This window comes from Shewanella sp. GJ50-10, assembly GCF_055808815.1.
This window is the reverse complement of sequence record NZ_JBVVSS010000001.1, coordinates 4,124,725-4,141,690: the sequence shown is the minus strand read 5'-3', so window position 1 is coordinate 4,141,690 and position 16,966 is coordinate 4,124,725. Positions and strand designations below refer to the sequence as shown.

The following is a 16,966-nucleotide window of genomic DNA, read 5'->3' as shown; positions in this document are numbered from 1 at the left end:
CCCAAAGCTCATTACTATAATGGGTATTGAGTAATACGATACCTTTACTCCAACGTAAGTTAAGTTCACCACTAGAAAAAGATACAACAGAGTTGTTCCAATACAGGTGATTGCCGACCATTTGTGAAGATTGCCCAAAATGACATTCTTATTTATATTCAAAATAACCTCTGAGATTCAATGAAGTAGGTAGATGGGGAAACAAAACGTTAATCCAAACGAAGTTTGGCAATAAAGAACATCATTTAAGTATGTTTACTTAAGCTGATACCTGCAGGCCAAATCATCCAATTGCTTTTGCTCTTGTTTATCCATATGAGCTTGTCGTTGTTTCAGGCGATCTTGATAGAACCAATTAATCCCTTGTTGGCGTCCTAACTGGCTGCGCCAGATTTTATCCACTCTTTGGTGTTCTTGTTCCATTAAAATCTTTTGGCGGGTGAGCTTCTTTTGTAGTGGCTTAATCGCGTTAATCATTTGCACGCTATTTTGCATCAACAATGGATTCGCGCATTGTTGTGGGTAAGCATGATACTGACTCACCATACTGGAAAGCTGCTGTTGCTGATGGCCTATTTCAAGCAAGCGCTGTTGGCTGGCACTTTTTTGCTGACTCAGCTTATGCAGTTTCTTTTCTTCTTGCTGACATAACTGTAAAAGCTGTTTCATGTTAATTCTCTAAACGATAGTCAGTTAATCATTAGCTAAGGCTGAGCTCTAGCCCTAGTTCTAGCTCTAATTTTAGCTTTACTTTGTGCCTGTTGGTGTTTGATAACCTAAGCCTTCAATCAATTGCTGTAACTGGCTAGTGCTGTGTTGATGATCTGCTTGGCTATGGGTTGCTTGCTGTAAAAATGCCGCCATTTGTGGGTAAGCTTGTACGGCAATATCCAGCTCTTTATCTTGGCCTGGTTGGTAACCACCTAATGGCAGTAGCTCTTTGACCTGTTGATATTTGCTGTTTAAATGCCTAAAAACTTGTCCATGGGATAAGCTATCTGGGCTTGCCACTTGCGCGGCGAGTCGGCTCACTGATGCGCCGATATCAATGGCGGGGTAGTGACCTTGTTCAGCCAGTTTTCTGTCTAATACTATGTGGCCATCAAGGATGGCTCGCGCGGCGTCAGCAATGGGATCTTGTTGGTCGTCGCCTTCGGTTAATACCGTATAAAATGCGGTTAATGTACCTGTTGGGTGCTGGCCGTTACCTGCCATTTCAACCAAGCTTGGCAGTTGGGCAAATGCTGAAGGCGGATAACCTTTGGTGGCTGGTGGCTCACCTAAACTCAGGGCGATTTCACGTTGTGCTTGGGCGTAACGGGTGAGCGAGTCAACCAGCAAGAGTACGCGCTTACCTTGGTCGCGGTAGGCGCAAGCAATGTGATGACATAAACGCATGGCACGCATGCGCATTAATGGTGTGGTGTCGGCGGGGGCGGCAATCACCACTGAGCGCTGTCGACCTTCTTCACCTAAAGATTGTTCGATAAACTCGCGCACTTCACGGCCACGTTCGCCAATCAAACCCACGATGACAATGTCGGCTTCAGTAAAGCGGGTCATCATGCCAAGTAGTACACTTTTACCTACGCCTGAACCTGCAAATAGCCCTAAGCGTTGACCGCGGCCAACTGGCAGCAGGGCATTGATGGCTCTGATCCCAACATCCAGAGGTTCGGTGATGGGCTTGCGTTTAAGCGGGTTGGTGCTCATCGGCACCATAGGAATATGCTGAACTTGGGTTAGTGGCCCTAAATCATCAAGTGGCTGACCTAAACCATTTAATACTCTGCCAAGTAGGCCGCTGCCGATTGGAATTTGGCAACGTTCTGCTATAGGCATAACTCTTGCGCCAGGCATTAAACCTGAGGTTTGCTCAATGGGCATTAAGCACACGGTATCTTTATAAAAACCGACCACTTCAGCTTCAACGAGGCGACCATCGCGGCACTCAATATGACAACGATCGCCTGTGCCAAGTTGGCAGCCAACAGCCTCAAGTAGCAGGCCGTTAACACGGGTCAATTTACCGTAAACTTGCGCCACTGGCACAGCCGGCCAGTCAATAATGGTGGCACCAGCGTAGTTCGTGCTAGGTTTCACCTTGGCTTCGTTCCATATCTGCTGGTTCATCTTTTGCTTGTTCAAGTATTGGCTCTTGCGCCGCTGATTGAGCCAGTTTTTGCTCAATATCGGTGCGCTTTAAATGGTTTTCGACTTGGTCTAAACAGGCATTCAAACGGGTTTCCATTGAGGCATCGGCATCTGATTTTTCACTCACAATGCGACAACCGCCAGCGCTGATGCTGCTGTCAGGCACTAATGTCCAGTGCTGAATCTTATCTGCTGCCAGCTCTTTGAGTTTATTCACGGCCGTTGGTTCTAAGTGAATTTTAACTTCGGTTGGATCGTCAGGAATAGCGGCTAATGTCTCTTCTACGAGTGCAAGAATTTGCTGTGGTTGTAAGGTGAGTTCACAGCGGATCACTTGAATTGATACACGGCGGACTAAATCCAATATCAGCTCTTGTTGTTGCATGATTTGATGGCTGTGGCCTTCTTCCAGCAAGGATTTGACTGCAGACAGTGGTGCAATAAGCTGATTTAGCTGTTCATCAATCGAGTCTTTGCCTTTTTGTTGGCCTTCAATACGACCTTGATTAAACCCTGCGGCGTAACCTGATTGTTGACCTTCTTCATGACCAGACACTAAGCCTGCTTCATGGCCTTTTACCACGCCTTCATCATAACCTTTATCAAAGGCTTGCTGATAATCCTGCCACGAAGGTTCACCTTGCGCTGGATCTGCTTCATTGGCATGTAGTGGACTAAATTGATGACGACGAATGCGCTCTCCATTGAGGCGAAATCGAATATCGGAGCCGCGTGACTTGTTCATAAGGGCACTCTGTTGTTCGCTCAAAAATTTACTCATTATTCAACAACCTGCTCTTCGAACAATTGAAGTTCAATTTGGCCTTCATCCATCATTTGCTTAGCGAGCTCCATAATGTCTTTACGGGCTGCAGTTGCTTGGCTTAATGGTACGGTGCCGATGGCTTCAATTTGGGTTTCAATGGCTGACGACATACGTTTTGGCAGCGCGCGCAGTAAGGTCTTTTTCAGCTCTGGCTCAATGCCCTTTAGTGCTAATGCTAAGGTATCAGCTGGAACCAGCGCCATAATGTCTTGTAAGGTTTCCGCTTTTTGGCGACCCAAAATAATAAAGTCGAACATGTTGTCAGCGACTTCACCAGCAAGCTTCTTATCATGGAGTTTAATCATTTCCATCAACTGCTCACGGTTACCTTCAAAGCGGTTTAAGATGTCAGCCACTTGGCGAATACCCGATACTTGAGTGTGACTTTTTTCCATTGCAATTAGCATGCAGCGTTCAACTAAATGACGTAACTCTTCCACCACGCCACGTTCTAATTCGCCTAATTGAGCAATACGGACCAATAATTCATCTTGGCCTACTTCTGGTAATCCAGATAACACCTGCGCGGCGCTTTCTGGTGGCAGTAAACCTAATAAAACAGCTTGTAATTGGCTGTGCTCATTGGTGATTTCTCTTGCTAGTAGTTTTGGGTCTACCCATTCTAGGCGTTTAACTAGCGTCTTAATTTCATCGCCATAAATATTGTCGATCAAGCTTTTAGCCACGCGATCGCCTAAGGCTAGATCTAAGGTTTTTTGTAAGTATGAACGCGAAGCTCTGGCGATGCCTGATTGCTCTTGGTAGCGTTTAAAAAAGCGTCCGATAACAAAATCAGCTTCGTTTTGGGTAATGCTCGATAGCCTTGCCATCTTATGACTGAGGTGCTGCACATCATTGCGGTCTAAATGTGCCATTACCTGTGCAGCGCCTTTTTCACCCATACTGAGCAGGATCATGGCGGCTTGATCTAGGTTATCTAAGTTGATATCAAGTTCATTCATCATTGTATTTATTCCTGTTCAGCCATTACTGTTGTTTAGCGTCTTTATCGCTGATCCAGTGAGCGATGACTTCAGCAACACGTGCCGGTTCTTTTTCTGCTAGCACGCTAAGATGTTCCATTTTCACTTTCAGTGGTGAGCTGGTTTCTGGTAACCCAATACTCATCAAGTCATCATTTGCTTGCGGTTGACCTAGACCCATCAGTTCATCTGCAAGGGATTGGGCATCATCACTGCTGTTGGCCAATTTCGCTGTACTGGTTTCTTGGTACTGGTAATTTTCTTTTTCTTCTTCCACGTCTTTAAGCGCACTTAAATCAACGGTCTTGGTTAAGTGACGTACCAGTGGACGTAAGACAAAGAAGATTAAGCCGATACCCAGTAATAGTCCGATAAAGTAGCGAAGGTAAGATTCATACCCTTCAGTTTGCCACCAAGGCATTGGCTGGAATTCAGCTATTCTTACTGGAGCAAAATCAAAGCTATTGATACTGAATTGATCGCCACGAACTGCCGCAAAGCCAATAGCGTCTTGCACCATGGAACTCATCGAATCTAGCTGCGCCTGAGTCCAACCATTTTCGCCTGCAGCTTGGTTGTTAAGCAGTACTGAAACCGAAATATTCTCTAACTGCATTTGCTGGAAACGAGTATGCGTGACAGTGCGACCAACATCGAAATTACGGTTGGTTTGCTGGGTTAAATTACGACGTTGGTTATTGTCTTCACCTTCAGCAGCTGGGGCTGGTGGTTGGTTAGCTAACGCACCTGGAATACCCATGGCCATATCACCGTTAACTTCATTAGAGCTTTGCTGTTCAGTACGCATCACAGATTGTGGGTCTAATGACTCGTTGGTTTCTTCAACTTGGTTAAAGTTAACTTGAGCTGCAACTTGTACTTGGAAGTTTTCTTGACCCAAAATAGGCATTAACATGCTTGATGCGCGGTTAATTAAGTTTTGTTCAAGTTCGTGAGTATATTTAAGCTGACGATCGCGGGCTTGGGTGATGTCATTATTTAGGGTTAATGCAGAGCTTAAATGGTTACCCTGCTGGTCGACAACTTGTACTTGCTCGGCAGTCATGCCCGTGACGCTACCCGCGACTAAGTTAACAATCGATTCGACTTGCTCTGTTTGAATATTGCTACCTGCATAAAGGTCCAACATGACTGATGCTGATGGTAGTTCAGGCTGCTGGCGAATAAATAAGGTTTTCTTTGGAATAGCAAGATGAACTCGTGCAGTACGTACTGAGCGTAATGCCATAATGGTGCGAGATAACTCACCTTCTAGACTATAACGATATTTTGCCTGCTCCATAAATTGGCTAGTACCAATACCAGAATCACCCAGTGACTCCATGCCCATTGGCATTTGAGCTTTTACGCCGCGAGCTGCCAAAATCATCCGCGCTTTACCTAATCTATCTTCAGGCACCAGTACTAAGCCTGAGTTAGTATCAAGGCGGTAGCTGATCCCTTCAGTTTCCAACACTTCAATGATTTGCGCAGTTTCGACCTTTTCTTGACTGCCATATAACGGGCGATAGCCTTGGCTAGCAGTCCATAGCATTAATACGATGACACAGGCCACGACAATGGCAAATACAGCTAATACTGCAACTTGTTTATCGCCTTGGTTAAAGCTCGTCCATTTCTCTTTTATCGTCTTAAAGGGCGATGCTTTCTCACCAACATCAGTAACAGGTTGGCTAGGCTGAGTAAGAGTTGTAGGCATTGTTTCTAATATCCTTGGGCTGAGATGCTTTTTTATCTATAGGGATTTATCGTTAATGAGCTAATTAAAAACTCTACATTTAAATTGGCATTTTCATTACTTCATCAAAGGCTTGCACTAAGCGGTTACGAATTTGGATCATGGTTGAAAAAGATAAACTGGCTTTTTGAGAGGCCACCATCGCGCCAACCAAATCATCACTTTCACCGCTGTCTACGGCGCGCATTAAAGCTGAAGATGTGTTTTGGTCGGTGTTAACAGCCGCGACTTTTTGTTCCATTAACTCTGTAAAAGAGGGCGTTTGCGTGCCAACATCGCGCGGGTTTGCGGCTACTTTAATAGCACCCTTGGCCATTTCTGAATGCACATTCATCTGATCCATCAAAGATTGAACATTCACCATAGGTGCGTTCACCATAGTTGCATTAGACATCTATTTTCCTATCTATTACTAAGATACTAAGAGTAAGAGGGTTATTTAAGCCACTTTTCCAAGGGCAAGCTCAATATCAATTCCTTGTTCTCGCATTTGAGCTAACTTGTAGCGCAGTGCTCGGGTTGTCATACCTAAAGAGTCAGCAGTGAGGTTTCGTTGACCGTTAAACCGCTTTAAGGTATCGAGAATATATTGGAACTCTGCTTGGCGTTTTGAGCCTTTAAGGCCAGATTCTTGGGTAGCTAATTGGGGCAATTGTGCTTGTTCAATACCGAGCTCGGCAACTTGTATTGCTTGGCCACGGCGCATGACTAGTGCACGTTGAATCGTGTTTTCTAATTCTCTGACATTACCGCTCCAGTCATGGCTCAGTAATAAGTTTCGCGCTTGATCGCTGAAGTAACAAGCCTGCTCGGTATTGTTATTGTGGTAAATCGCTAAGAAGTGTTCAGCAATGGGTAATATATCTTCGCGGCGCTGTCGTAGTGGGGTGATTTTTAATGGCAACACATCAAGGCGATAGAATAGATCTTGTCTAAATTCTCCGTTATCTACCGCTAGTCGCAAATCTTTATTGGTTGAGGCAATCACGCGAATATCCAAAGAAATAGATTTATGGCTACCTAAACGTTCCACTTCTCTCTCTTGTAGTACGCGTAGTAATTTTGCTTGCAGCAATATCGGCATTTCGCCTATTTCATCGAGTAATAGGGTGCCGCCGTTAGCTTGTTCGAATTTGCCTGGTTGATCGTTGACTGCACCAGTAAAGGCGCCTTTAACATGGCCAAATAAAATCGACTCTAAAATGCTTTCTGGGATCGCGGCGCAATTGATTGAAATAAACGGTGCATCAACGCGACTAGAGTGACGATGTATATATCGAGCTAAGGGTTCTTTACCTGTACCACTCTCGCCAGTGAGCAATACGGTGGCATTAGTGACTGCTGCGCGTTGAGCTAGCATCAATAATTGGCGGCTCACCGCTGATGAAGCAATAATCTCAGAATCTGTTTTATCTAAGGTTTTTAGACGATTCAGTAAAGAAATAAGCTGCAGATTATCAATAGGTAATAATAAATAGTCTTGCACACCTGACTGCATAGCAACCCCTGCGAGTTCAGTTTGCTCAGGATCTAGTAAGGCAATTTGGTTATTGCTTGGGTACATGGCTAATCGTTGAGCGACATGTTCAGGCTCACAATCAGACAAGTTAACCAAGTTTAGCCAAGGCTGAGTTTGCGGCGTATTCCAAAGCTGAAATCCGTGTTCAAGCAGTAATGTGGCGCCGTCTTCAGATATCTGGGTATCAACTAATTGAATTGAATATTGCTGCTTCATCGAACGACCTTATGCGACTGAACTGCAGCGAGCGTATTGCCTTTCACTAATCTCACCATTACGCGACGATTTAATTCGCGACCTTGAGCGCTGTTATTACTGGCAACAGGATTTCGTGAACCATGGTTTCGAACTTGAATCATGTTTGCCGGCACGCCTAGCTCAACCAATCTTGATTGAATCTCGAAGGCACGCTCTTTACTAAGCTGTAAATTGACCAAGCGTTCGCCAGTTGCATCAGCATGTCCATCTATCAATACTTCTGTGATATTGGCATCGGCTTCAATGTAGCGCGCAATTGCCACAAGGTCAGATTCGAAATGGTTTTCTAAACGACTAGAATTACTGTGGAAATGTAAGTCAACGCGACGTACATAGGAAAAGGGTTTTGGCAGTAAATCTTGTTTGCATAAACGAAATTGCTTCACGACACTACGGGTCGCTACAGGCGTTGATCTCACCTGATATTTTACATTGCTGTTTGGGTCAATATTAACTTGCCACGTGAGCCCTTGTTCAAGAGCTTCTAAAAATGCAGCGCTGTTGCGACTCGTGTGAGCAAAGTGTCCTTGCCAGTTCAATTCAGACATTGCGAAAGGCTTATTGCGCTGCTGTTGCCAAGTAGAACTTTCAATCACGATTTCACTGGATTGATTCTGAAGTTTTAACCAATCAGCTTGCAAACTTATGATGAGTTCATCACCTGGACTTGCCGTGAGTTTAAATTTCCCGAACCCTTCAACGTCATGGCTAATATCACACTGAAAGATATTGCCTGAGAATTGCCAAGAAGATTTCTCCATAGGTGTCTTATAAATATTCTCTATGGTTTCGGCACGGGAATGTAATGAAAAAATAAGAAATATAATTGTAATTGGTATTAATTTTTTCAACTATCAATATCCTATATTAATTTCTATTTGAATGACTTAATAAAGTTTCGCAGTATTAAACACTAAATAAAAAACTATTCAAATGAATTTTTTGTAAAAGTTATAAATAGAACAAACTTTGTGAACTAATAATGATATTGGCGTTGTTATTGATTTAATAAATGATGTAGTATCTTGCCGAAATACTGGTTTTGCTGAGATATCTTAAAGGGGATAGTAGATATTTACCATTTAAATATCTGATTTTAATCATTAAAAATATTTATTAATTTATTTTTAAATATAGTTTTAGTTTTTGTTTGATTAGGTCGCCTTGTATAAAGATTTTATTATTTAATTAAGCTTGTATTAATTTATTTTGTTATTTTGTTGTTTTGTTTTTTTGATTTTATTGTCGCCATTATTAATTGCTTTATATCTTGTTAATAACTGCGACATGTCAAAATGTATTATTTAGTCAAAATAATGTCGATTTAGTTTTTAATTGGTGAGTTTGATTGGTTTTAGTTCGATTAGCTTCTTTGTAAGGTCAAGTGGGGCGATACAAATTATTACCAGTATTGATTATTCATTAATGAATGTATTTATGTTGAAGTGAGTTTTAAATTAAAATGAAAACCACAGCCAAAGCAAGTTTAATAAAAAAACAGCAACTTCAGAAAGTCAGAACTGTCGCGCTAGTCCAAGAGAAATTAGCTCGTAGTCGCCTAGTGCTTCAATTAGAGCGCTGTCATCGCTCGTTGCTAGATAATATTAATGACTTACTCGGCCCAATTATTGGTCAAGGTCATCATGCGCTATCAAGAGTTGAGCTATCTACAGAGCTTAGCCCTGTCACACCTAACTTGAGTCATGCTTGGTTTTTAATGAGCTATAGACGTACACCATTAGCATGGTGGCGAATAGATAAATGCACTTTAGATCAACTAGCTAGTGGCTATTACGGTAGTTTCTCAAGTCCACTGCAGTCACCGCTGCGAGCACCAAGCTTGTCTGAGTTTCGTTTAGTAAAACGACTAATGCGTTCTGCATTAGATGTTTTACCTGTAACTGAATTGGATGAGGATGGTTTAGATCTCGAATTGGTGGTGAATACGACTCCTATGGACGTGCCATTGGCATGGACCTTAAGTTTTCCTGCAGAACATGTTGGTCCGCCAATGATGTTATGCATGACGGAGTTTGCTCTTGGACTTATGGCTGAGCAGCCAAGCGAATTTCAAGCTGCGACAGATCTAAGCGCTAAATTGAGCCAACGATTAAGACAAATCCCGATTAAAGCGACATTAGAGCTCGGTCATCAACTGGTGCCCGTAACGTCTCTTGAAGGATTGAAAGTAGGCGATATTTTACCGATGAATTTACATTCTCGGTGCCCCGTTACTATCGGTCGCAGACCATTATTTTACGCCACTGTTCATAATGATGATGGACAAATGGTTGCCAAACTTACCCAGGAAGCGTTTCGCTCAGAGGACACTGCCCATGCCTGAAAATATACTTTTACAAGATGATGATTTCTTACTTGATGACGACTTATTGTTAGAAGATACCTTGGTAGAGTCTCAACCAGCGCCAAAAGCAAAAACGTTAAAAGATATGTCGTTTTTTCATCAACTGCCTGTGCAAGTGACGCTTGAGTTAGCCAGTACAGAAATGTCACTGGGTGAATTAACCCAAATGGGTGAAGGCGATGTTGTTGCCCTTGACCGCATGGTAGGTGAACCATTGGATATTCGTGTTAATGGTGCTTTACTCGGTCGCGGTGAAGTGGTTGAAGTAAATGGCCGCTATGGCGTGAGATTGTTAGAAGTGGAAGCTATTAGTTTAACTGGAGCGAACGACTAATATGGTTCGTGTCATCCTGCTACTGTTGTGCCTATTTTTAGCTCCCAATGTTTATGCTAATGATGGCCTAACGTTATTCACTTTAGCGGATGGCGACCAGTCGCAAACCGTCAACGTCAAGTTAGAAATCTTAGCCATGATGACCATGCTAAGTTTCATTCCTGCGATGTTGATGATGATGACCAGCTTTACCCGGATCATTATCGTACTAGCGATTTTAAGGCAGGCTTTAGGTCTGCAGCAAAGCCCGCCTAATAAGGTGCTTATTGGTATCGCCTTAGTGTTGTCGGTATTTATCATGCGCCCAGTTGGTGAGGTCATTTACGACGATGCTTTTTTGCCTTATGACCAAGGTGAAATTGAATTAACGGAACTGATAGTTCGTGCTGAAGTGCCTATTAGGCAGTTTATGTTGGCGCAAACTCGTGAAACTGATTTAGAGCAGATGCTAAAAATCGCGAATGAGCCGGTCACATTAACTGCTGATGAAATCCCGTTTTTTGTGTTGATGCCTGCGTTTGTATTAAGTGAGCTAAAAACAGCTTTCCAAATCGGCTTCTTACTTTATATTCCTTTTCTGGTGATTGATTTGGTGGTCGCAAGTGTCTTGATGTCGATGGGTATGATGATGTTGTCACCCTTGATTATTTCTCTGCCCTTTAAATTAATGGTGTTTGTACTCGTTGATGGTTGGGCGATGACGGTTGGCACCTTAACAGCGAGTTTTGGTTAGCTGTGTTCATTCAAAGAATTCAAATCATTAACAGCAATCATGTTGCATTGAGTAAACATGTAAACCTCATCTGCCTGCAGGAGCAATCTAATGGATGTGAATGAGTTAACGTCATTCTTTGCTGAAGCCATTTTTCTCGTGGTGACTATGGTTGCAGTGTTGGTTGTGCCTGGTTTACTGGTGGGTTTGTGTGTCGCGGTTTTTCAGGCTGCAACCCAAGTAAATGAGCAAACTTTAAGTTTCTTACCTCGTTTAGTGCTGACATTATTGATGGTGTTGTTTGCAGGCGAATGGTTACTGATGAAAATCAGTGATTTATTCGAACGTCTGTTCTTTAGCATTCCACATGTGATTGGCTAGGTTAGTGTTAATGAATATAACTCTTCCGGCTTATAAATTCTTCGTTTTGTTAAGTTCAGCCATAACATGCTGTCGCTAACATCAATTCAAATCAGTTCATTTATCGGTACCTTTTGGTGGCCGTTTTGTCGTTTTATGGGGGCATTTATTGTGATGCCTTTTTTAAGCAGTAATTATATTCCAGCGAAGATTCGCATTTTATTTGCGGTATTGCTTAGCGCTCTAGTGGCTCCATTATTGCCGCCAGTGCCTGCAGTCGATGCTTTGTCATTTGGTGCATTACTACTGGCGATTGAACAGCTGCTAGTGGGCTTTATGTTGGCTCTGTTTTTATTGTTGCTTATTAGTGTGATGACAAAAATGGGCGCAATGATGTCGATGCAAATGGGACTAGCCATGGCGATCATGAATGACCCAGCTAATGGCAACTCTAATCCGATATTGGGTCAATGGTTCTTGCTGTACGGCACACTATTATTTTTAGCCTTAGATGGTCACTTAGTGGCCATTGGGGTGATTGTCGATAGCTTCTATCTATGGCCAATTGGTAGGGGCATATTCGAATTACCATTAATGGGGCTTGTTGAACGAGTCGGTTGGTTATTTGCGGCTGCATTTATGCTGGCTTTGCCTGCTATTGTTGCCATGCTGATGGTGAATCTGACCTTTGGTGTACTCAGTAAGTCGGCGCCATCACTAAACGTTTTTGCTCTTGGTTTTCCCATGTCGATGTTGATGGGACTGTTTTGCGTGTTCTTTTCATTTAGTGGTTTAGCAAGCCGTTATAGTGATATTTGCCTCGATGCTTTGTCTGCAATGCATCAGTTTATCGGGGGGTAATGCATGAGTAATAAAGACACAGGCCAAAGCAAAACAGAAGATGCGACACCGCAGAAGTTAAAAAAAGCCCGCGAGCAAGGTCAAGTTCCTCGTTCAAAAGATTTAGCAGCATCAGCATTGATTATTGGCTGTGCGGTAATGCTTACCAGCAGCGCCGATTGGATTGCTAGTGAAATGGCTGAAATCACTCGCTTTAATATGAATATCACTAGAGAGCAGCTCGACGAACCCAAAATGCTAGAGATGCATATGGGGGCTGCTTTGATGGGGATTCTACATATTCTTGGGCCACTGTTTATTTTAGTTGGTGCTATCGCAATGATTGCCGGCGCTATGCCCGGTGGGCCACTTTTTAGTATCAAAAATGCTTCATTTAAATATAGCCGAATTGACCCTATAGCTGGGTTAGGGAGGATGGTATCGATAAAGTCACTAGTTGAACTCGTTAAGTCGATACTCAAAATTACCTTGCTGATTGGCATCATGCTGTATTTTTTAAGAAGTAATATGCTTGGGATTATGGCCAGTAATCAATTGCCTGTTGATGAAGCGGTGCGATACAGCATTGATACGGTTTCTGCTGGGATATTTTATCTTGGTGTGGGCTTATTGATCATTACCTTTATCGACGTGCCTTACCAGTATTGGCACCATCACAAAGAGCTAAAAATGTCGCATCAAGAAGTGAAAGATGAGCATAAACAGCAAGATGGCAAGCCAGAAATTAAAGCTAAAATTCGTCAGATGCAGCAAAAAATTAGCCGATCTCGCGCTGACAATGCGGTGCCTCAAGCAGATGTATTACTGGTTAACCCAACACATTATTCAGTAGCACTTCGCTATGATGCAGGTAAAGCTGACGCGCCTTATGTGATTTCTAAAGGGGTGGATGAGCTGGCGTTATATATGCGTGAAGTAGCCCAGCGACATGATGTTGAGATTATCGAAATCCCAGCGCTAGCTCGCGCAATATATTACTCCACCAAAATTGAACAACAAATTCCGGCGGCATTATTTGTCGCCATTGCGCATGTATTAAGTTACGTGCTGCAAATTAAAGCCGCAAGAACGGGGACTCAGGATAAGCCTGAACCGTTACCGCATTTTTATATTCCTCCACATTTACGACATGATTAAAGGAAGCATTAAGCCATGAATTGGTTTGCGCAAGTATTTACTGGCAATCGAAGCTATATCGGTATTCCGATAATGTTATTAGCCATTTTGGCAATGGTGATTTTACCTTTGCCGCCTTGGTTATTGGATATTCTTTTCACCTTTAACATTGTCTTAGCTGTGATGGTGTTACTGGTTAGTGTGTCTATTCGTAGACCGCTCGAGTTTTCGGTGTTTCCGACAATTTTGCTCATCGCGACCTTAATGCGTTTAACCCTAAACGTGGCCTCTACTCGTGTGGTATTGATCGAAGGCCATAATGGTGGAGATTCAGCGGGTAAAGTGATTCAAGCCTTTGGTGAAGTGGTTATTGGCGGTAACTATGTTGTTGGTGCGGTCATCTTCCTAATCTTAATGATCATTAACTTTGTGGTGATCACCAAAGGTGGTGAGCGTATTTCAGAAGTATCAGCTCGCTTTACACTAGATGCCTTACCTGGCAAGCAAATGGCGATTGATGCTGACTTAAATGCTGGCGTTCTTACCCAAGAGCAGGCACGAATTCGTCGCCAAGAAGTCGCCCGCGAAGCTGACTTTTATGGCTCGATGGATGGTGCCTCTAAGTTTGTTCGTGGTGACGCCATTGCTGGTATTTTGATTCTGATGATTAACATCATCGGCGGTATCTCCATTGGTGTATTCATGCACGATATGGGCGCATCTGATGCCTTTAAAACCTTTGTGCTTTTAGCCATTGGTGATGGCCTAGTTGCGCAAATTCCGTCGTTATTATTGGCAACTGCTGCTGCAATTATTGTTACTCGTGTTTCAGATGCTGAAGAAATGCCAGAGCAGCTGCAAAAGCAGTTACTTGCTAATCCTAAAACCTTAGCGACCGCCTCTATAGTGATGCTGATACTTGGTGTGGTGCCGGGTATGCCAGCGATGGTATTTATTTCGTTTGCAGCGATACTCGCATTTGCATCGTGGAAACAGAGTCAGAATAAGCCCGAGGTGGTGGAATCCAAGCTTGAACAAAAGCTGGAAACCAACACCGCAGAACCTTCTCCACCCAGTTGGGATGCGCTGCCTTATACCGACTTAATTGAAGTTAGATTAGGTTATCAATTAGTGCATTTAGTTGAGCGCACAAAAGGCGCAGAGCTACAAAAGCGTCTAACTGGTATTCGCCGCACCTTGTCAGAACAAGCTGGATTTTTATTAGCTGAAGTAAGGGTGAGAGATAATTTGTCATTAGCGCCCAATGCTTATCAAATTAATATGATGGGTAATCCTGCTGTGACTGCAGAGCTGCAATCTGAAAAGTTAATGGCCATTCAAAGTGGCCCTGTTTTTGGTGATATTGATGGCATTATTACTAAAGAACCTGCATATAACATGGATGCGATTTGGATTGAGCAGGACCTAAAAGCCCGCGCACTTAATTTAGGCTATTCAGTGGTGGATAACGCCACCGTGATAGCCACGCACGTGAGTAAACTTATCCGCGAAAACTTGCCTGATATGCTGCAACATGATGACGTATTAGCGTTAAGCGACCGCTTAGCTAAACAGTCGCCTAAACTGGCAGAAGCTTTAAATAATGCGTTAACGCCGATTGTGCAGTTAAAGGTGTATCGTTTATTACTTAAAGAGCAGGTGTCGCTAAAAGATATCCGAACTATCGCCACGACATTATTGGATTGCAGTGAAAACAGTAAAGACCCGGTGTTGTTGGCCGCTGATGTGCGTTGTGCCCTTCGAAACAACATTGTTCACAGCATTGCGGGAGCCGAGCCTAAACTTAATGTGTTAACTCTTGCACCTGAGCTTGAGCAAACATTGATGAATGCGCTCACTCAATCGCAGCAACAAGGGCAAGTGGCTTTAGATAGCTTCCCAGTTGATCCGACATTACTGGCACAACTGCAACAAGGCATGCCACAAATTTTAGCTGATGCGAAAGAGCAAGGTCATAGCCCAATGTTATTAGTGGCGCCTCAATTAAGACCGATCCTTGCACGTTATGCGTTAGCGTTTGCCAGAGGCTTACATGTACTGTCTTACAATGAAATCCCTGAAAACCGTGAGCTAATGGTAGCGGGTCAGTTAGGCTAGTTTTGATAGTTAACAGAATAAGCCTTAAGCCCTTTAAAGCGCTTTTATCATGATCTAAGCATAACTCATGCGTAAACTAAAAAGCCCAAATCAAGTTGATTTGGGCTTTTTGTTATCTGTTTTAATGTGGGAGAATTCGGTCGTTTACTTAGCTTCTTATTCCTATTTAGAACTTGAGTCTTAACTCTTTAATTTTAAATCTGAATTAGTAATTAAAACCTAACTTGGTTACGACCACGATCTTTGGCGCGATATAAGGCTTTATCCGCTTGCTTCATGCTTTGTTCAAAGCTTTGATCTGACTTATGTTCAGCGCAGCCAATCGATACCGTGACATTGACGGTTTTCTTTTTCACAGGGGCTTTACTGCGGTTTTTCTTAGAGCTCGTTTTACGACTCTCATCACGTAGCACAATGTCATAATCTTCAATGCTTTGTCTGACATCATCAAGGTGTGAGTAAACTTGGTCTATGTCTTTGCGTGGGAACACGATAGTGAATTCTTCACCACCATAGCGAAAGGTTTTACCACCGCCTGTCACTTTAGCTAGTTTTACTGCTACCAGCTTTAATACGTCATCACCTACATCATGGCCATAAGTGTCGTTGAAGCTTTTAAAATGGTCGATATCGACCATAGCCACAGTGTATTTACGGCCTAAAGCCAGACTTAAATTAAACAATGCACGTCTTGAAGGCAGGCCGGTTAATTCGTCTCGATAAGCTAAAAAGTAGGAATCAAATAACACAGTGACTAAGAAGCTCACTGCAATACAACAAAATAAAATAGATAGAGGTAGATTGGTTGGCACTAAAAAATAGCAAAGCCACAATAGTAAACAAATACCTAAGCTAGTTTGGGCTAGATTGCTATTCCAACTGAGCTTGGCAAATAACACGATTGCCAGCGGATAAATGGGTAATAAGTGTAAAGGAGAACCTTCGGTGCTTAGGCCAAAGCTCTGCTGAAATTGGCTTATAGCAATAGGATGCTGCATGGTGAGATAGACCCAAAGGTAAGCAATAATACCGCAAATAACCACCCCACCAATACGGAAGAAGCTATGCACACTCAGTACACCACGGTCTTTAATAAAACAGAACATGCAAATCACTAAGGTACCAAACAGAGGTAAAAATTGATGAATAATGGGTGAGAGAAATAATCGATTATTTTGTAATGTGTAAAAAACGAGCAGTAATAAGCCAATATAAAACAATCTACTGCGATTAAACTGTAGGCAGATTAATGAGGAAGCTGCGAGTAACCAATAAGGCGCAAAATGTAAGGTGTCTTGCCAGTCTATCCAATGACTTTGGAAATGTTCTAATAAGCCTAATGATAAAAAAGTGATAAAGATAGGCAGTATAAAAAAGCGCATGGTATGCATTAAGCTGCTCATTGAATCCACCGTAATAAAGCTAACGTTAGCGAGTTGAAAAGAAAATATTCACGGCGGCATTGCTGAATGAACCGTTTTAAACTGACAAGTTACATTTTTAAGAAATTAAAAACTCCTCTATCAAAGCGACCTTGTCATCACTAAACTGAAATATAAATCAAATGGATTGATTGCTAAAGCGATTTGCAGATAATTTAT

16 protein-coding genes are annotated in these 16,966 nt (G+C 42.7%); 7 read left to right on the top strand and 9 right to left on the bottom strand.

Going from position 1 to position 16,966, the window contains the following annotated elements; genetic code table 11:
* Positions 1 to 255: 255 nt before the first annotated feature.
* From AC0L4E_RS17420 to AC0L4E_RS17385, 8 genes are all read right to left on the bottom strand, one after another.
* A complete protein-coding gene (locus AC0L4E_RS17420; RefSeq protein ID WP_473680540.1) occupies positions 256 to 669 on the bottom strand; it encodes a hypothetical protein in 414 nt (137 codons plus the stop codon).
* A 78-nt stretch (positions 670 to 747) separates the two neighbouring features.
* The gene (locus AC0L4E_RS17415) at positions 748 to 2,148 is read right to left on the bottom strand and encodes a FliI/YscN family ATPase (protein WP_473680538.1); all 1,401 of its coding nucleotides are present in this window, start codon (positions 2,146 to 2,148) and stop codon (positions 748 to 750) included.
* Complete coding sequence (gene fliH, locus AC0L4E_RS17410) at positions 2,093 to 2,899, bottom strand: flagellar assembly protein FliH (protein ID WP_473680536.1); 807 nt, start codon at positions 2,897 to 2,899, stop codon at positions 2,093 to 2,095. The genes AC0L4E_RS17415 and fliH overlap by 56 nt, the downstream gene beginning before the upstream one ends.
* Before the next feature lie 35 nt (positions 2,900 to 2,934).
* The gene (locus AC0L4E_RS17405) at positions 2,935 to 3,945 is read right to left on the bottom strand and encodes a flagellar motor switch protein FliG (protein WP_473680534.1); all 1,011 of its coding nucleotides are present in this window, start codon (positions 3,943 to 3,945) and stop codon (positions 2,935 to 2,937) included.
* Between the two features lie 22 nt (positions 3,946 to 3,967).
* Positions 3,968 to 5,683 carry a flagellar basal-body MS-ring/collar protein FliF gene (gene fliF / locus AC0L4E_RS17400; protein WP_473680532.1) on the bottom strand — a complete coding sequence of 572 codons (1,716 nt, stop codon included), beginning with the start codon at positions 5,681 to 5,683 and terminating at the stop codon, positions 3,968 to 3,970.
* Positions 5,684 to 5,762: 79 nt separating this feature from the next.
* Positions 5,763 to 6,101, bottom strand: a complete 339-nt coding sequence (gene fliE, locus AC0L4E_RS17395) for a flagellar hook-basal body complex protein FliE (protein ID WP_473681728.1) — start codon at positions 6,099 to 6,101, stop codon at positions 5,763 to 5,765.
* A 60-nt stretch (positions 6,102 to 6,161) separates the two neighbouring features.
* Entirely contained in the window at positions 6,162 to 7,457 is a 1,296-nt protein-coding gene (locus AC0L4E_RS17390) for a sigma-54 interaction domain-containing protein (protein ID WP_473680530.1), read from the bottom strand.
* Entirely contained in the window at positions 7,454 to 8,260 is an 807-nt protein-coding gene (locus AC0L4E_RS17385) for an OmpA family protein (RefSeq protein ID WP_473680528.1), read from the bottom strand. Before AC0L4E_RS17385 ends, AC0L4E_RS17390 begins: the two co-directional genes overlap by 4 nt.
* A gap of 701 nt (positions 8,261 to 8,961) precedes the next feature.
* Between AC0L4E_RS17385 and AC0L4E_RS17380 the strand changes: the two genes are divergently transcribed.
* From AC0L4E_RS17380 to flhA, 7 genes are all read left to right on the top strand, one after another.
* Positions 8,962 to 9,843, top strand: a complete 882-nt coding sequence (locus AC0L4E_RS17380) for a FliM/FliN family flagellar motor switch protein (RefSeq protein WP_473680526.1) — start codon at positions 8,962 to 8,964, stop codon at positions 9,841 to 9,843.
* Positions 9,836 to 10,198 (top strand): flagellar motor switch protein FliN, encoded by a 363-nt coding sequence (gene fliN / locus AC0L4E_RS17375; protein WP_220753697.1) that lies wholly within the window; start codon positions 9,836 to 9,838, stop codon positions 10,196 to 10,198. The genes AC0L4E_RS17380 and fliN overlap by 8 nt, the downstream gene beginning before the upstream one ends.
* 1 nt (position 10,199) lies before the next feature.
* Entirely contained in the window at positions 10,200 to 10,931 is a 732-nt protein-coding gene (fliP, locus tag AC0L4E_RS17370) for a flagellar type III secretion system pore protein FliP (protein WP_220753696.1), read from the top strand.
* Between the two features lie 90 nt (positions 10,932 to 11,021).
* Complete coding sequence (locus tag AC0L4E_RS17365) at positions 11,022 to 11,291, top strand: flagellar biosynthetic protein FliQ (RefSeq protein ID WP_473680524.1); 270 nt, start codon at positions 11,022 to 11,024, stop codon at positions 11,289 to 11,291.
* Between the two features lie 66 nt (positions 11,292 to 11,357).
* Positions 11,358 to 12,131: a flagellar biosynthetic protein FliR gene (gene fliR / locus AC0L4E_RS17360; RefSeq protein ID WP_473680522.1), complete on the top strand. Its 774-nt coding sequence runs from the start codon at positions 11,358 to 11,360 to the stop codon at positions 12,129 to 12,131.
* Positions 12,132 to 12,134: 3 nt separating this feature from the next.
* On the top strand, positions 12,135 to 13,268 hold the full coding sequence (flhB, locus tag AC0L4E_RS17355) for a flagellar biosynthesis protein FlhB (RefSeq protein ID WP_473680520.1): 1,134 nt from the start codon (positions 12,135 to 12,137) through the stop codon (positions 13,266 to 13,268).
* 15 nt (positions 13,269 to 13,283) lie between these two features.
* On the top strand, positions 13,284 to 15,365 hold the full coding sequence (flhA, locus tag AC0L4E_RS17350; protein ID WP_473680518.1) for a flagellar biosynthesis protein FlhA: 2,082 nt from the start codon (positions 13,284 to 13,286) through the stop codon (positions 15,363 to 15,365).
* 212 nt (positions 15,366 to 15,577) lie between these two features.
* On the opposite strand, the gene AC0L4E_RS17345 is transcribed toward flhA, so the two are convergent.
* On the bottom strand, positions 15,578 to 16,768 hold the full coding sequence (locus AC0L4E_RS17345; RefSeq protein WP_473680516.1) for a GGDEF domain-containing protein: 1,191 nt from the start codon (positions 16,766 to 16,768) through the stop codon (positions 15,578 to 15,580).
* Positions 16,769 to 16,966 lie beyond the last annotated feature (198 nt).

Excerpts from the sequence above, each read along its gene's own strand:
- AC0L4E_RS17420 (WP_473680540.1), bottom strand. The coding sequence starts at position 669 with ATGAAACAGCTTTTACAGTTATGTCAGCAAGAAGAAAAGAAACTGCAT.
- fliH (WP_473680536.1), bottom strand. The coding sequence starts at position 2,899 with ATGAACAAGTCACGCGGCTCCGATATTCGATTTCGCCTCAATGGAGAG.
- AC0L4E_RS17405 (WP_473680534.1), bottom strand. The coding sequence starts at position 3,945 with ATGATGAATGAACTTGATATCAACTTAGATAACCTAGATCAAGCCGCC.
- fliF (WP_473680532.1), bottom strand. The coding sequence starts at position 5,683 with ATGCCTACAACTCTTACTCAGCCTAGCCAACCTGTTACTGATGTTGGT.
- fliE (WP_473681728.1), bottom strand. The coding sequence starts at position 6,101 with ATGGTGAACGCACCTATGGTGAATGTTCAATCTTTGATGGATCAGATG.
- AC0L4E_RS17390 (WP_473680530.1), bottom strand. The coding sequence starts at position 7,457 with ATGAAGCAGCAATATTCAATTCAATTAGTTGATACCCAGATATCTGAA.
- AC0L4E_RS17385 (WP_473680528.1), bottom strand. The coding sequence starts at position 8,260 with ATGGAGAAATCTTCTTGGCAATTCTCAGGCAATATCTTTCAGTGTGAT.
- AC0L4E_RS17380 (WP_473680526.1), top strand. The coding sequence starts at position 8,962 with ATGAAAACCACAGCCAAAGCAAGTTTAATAAAAAAACAGCAACTTCAG.
- fliN (WP_220753697.1), top strand. The coding sequence starts at position 9,836 with ATGCCTGAAAATATACTTTTACAAGATGATGATTTCTTACTTGATGAC.
- fliP (WP_220753696.1), top strand. The coding sequence starts at position 10,200 with ATGGTTCGTGTCATCCTGCTACTGTTGTGCCTATTTTTAGCTCCCAAT.
- AC0L4E_RS17365 (WP_473680524.1), top strand. The coding sequence starts at position 11,022 with ATGGATGTGAATGAGTTAACGTCATTCTTTGCTGAAGCCATTTTTCTC.
- fliR (WP_473680522.1), top strand. The coding sequence starts at position 11,358 with ATGCTGTCGCTAACATCAATTCAAATCAGTTCATTTATCGGTACCTTT.
- flhB (WP_473680520.1), top strand. The coding sequence starts at position 12,135 with ATGAGTAATAAAGACACAGGCCAAAGCAAAACAGAAGATGCGACACCG.
- flhA (WP_473680518.1), top strand. The coding sequence starts at position 13,284 with ATGAATTGGTTTGCGCAAGTATTTACTGGCAATCGAAGCTATATCGGT.
- AC0L4E_RS17345 (WP_473680516.1), bottom strand. The coding sequence starts at position 16,768 with ATGAGCAGCTTAATGCATACCATGCGCTTTTTTATACTGCCTATCTTT.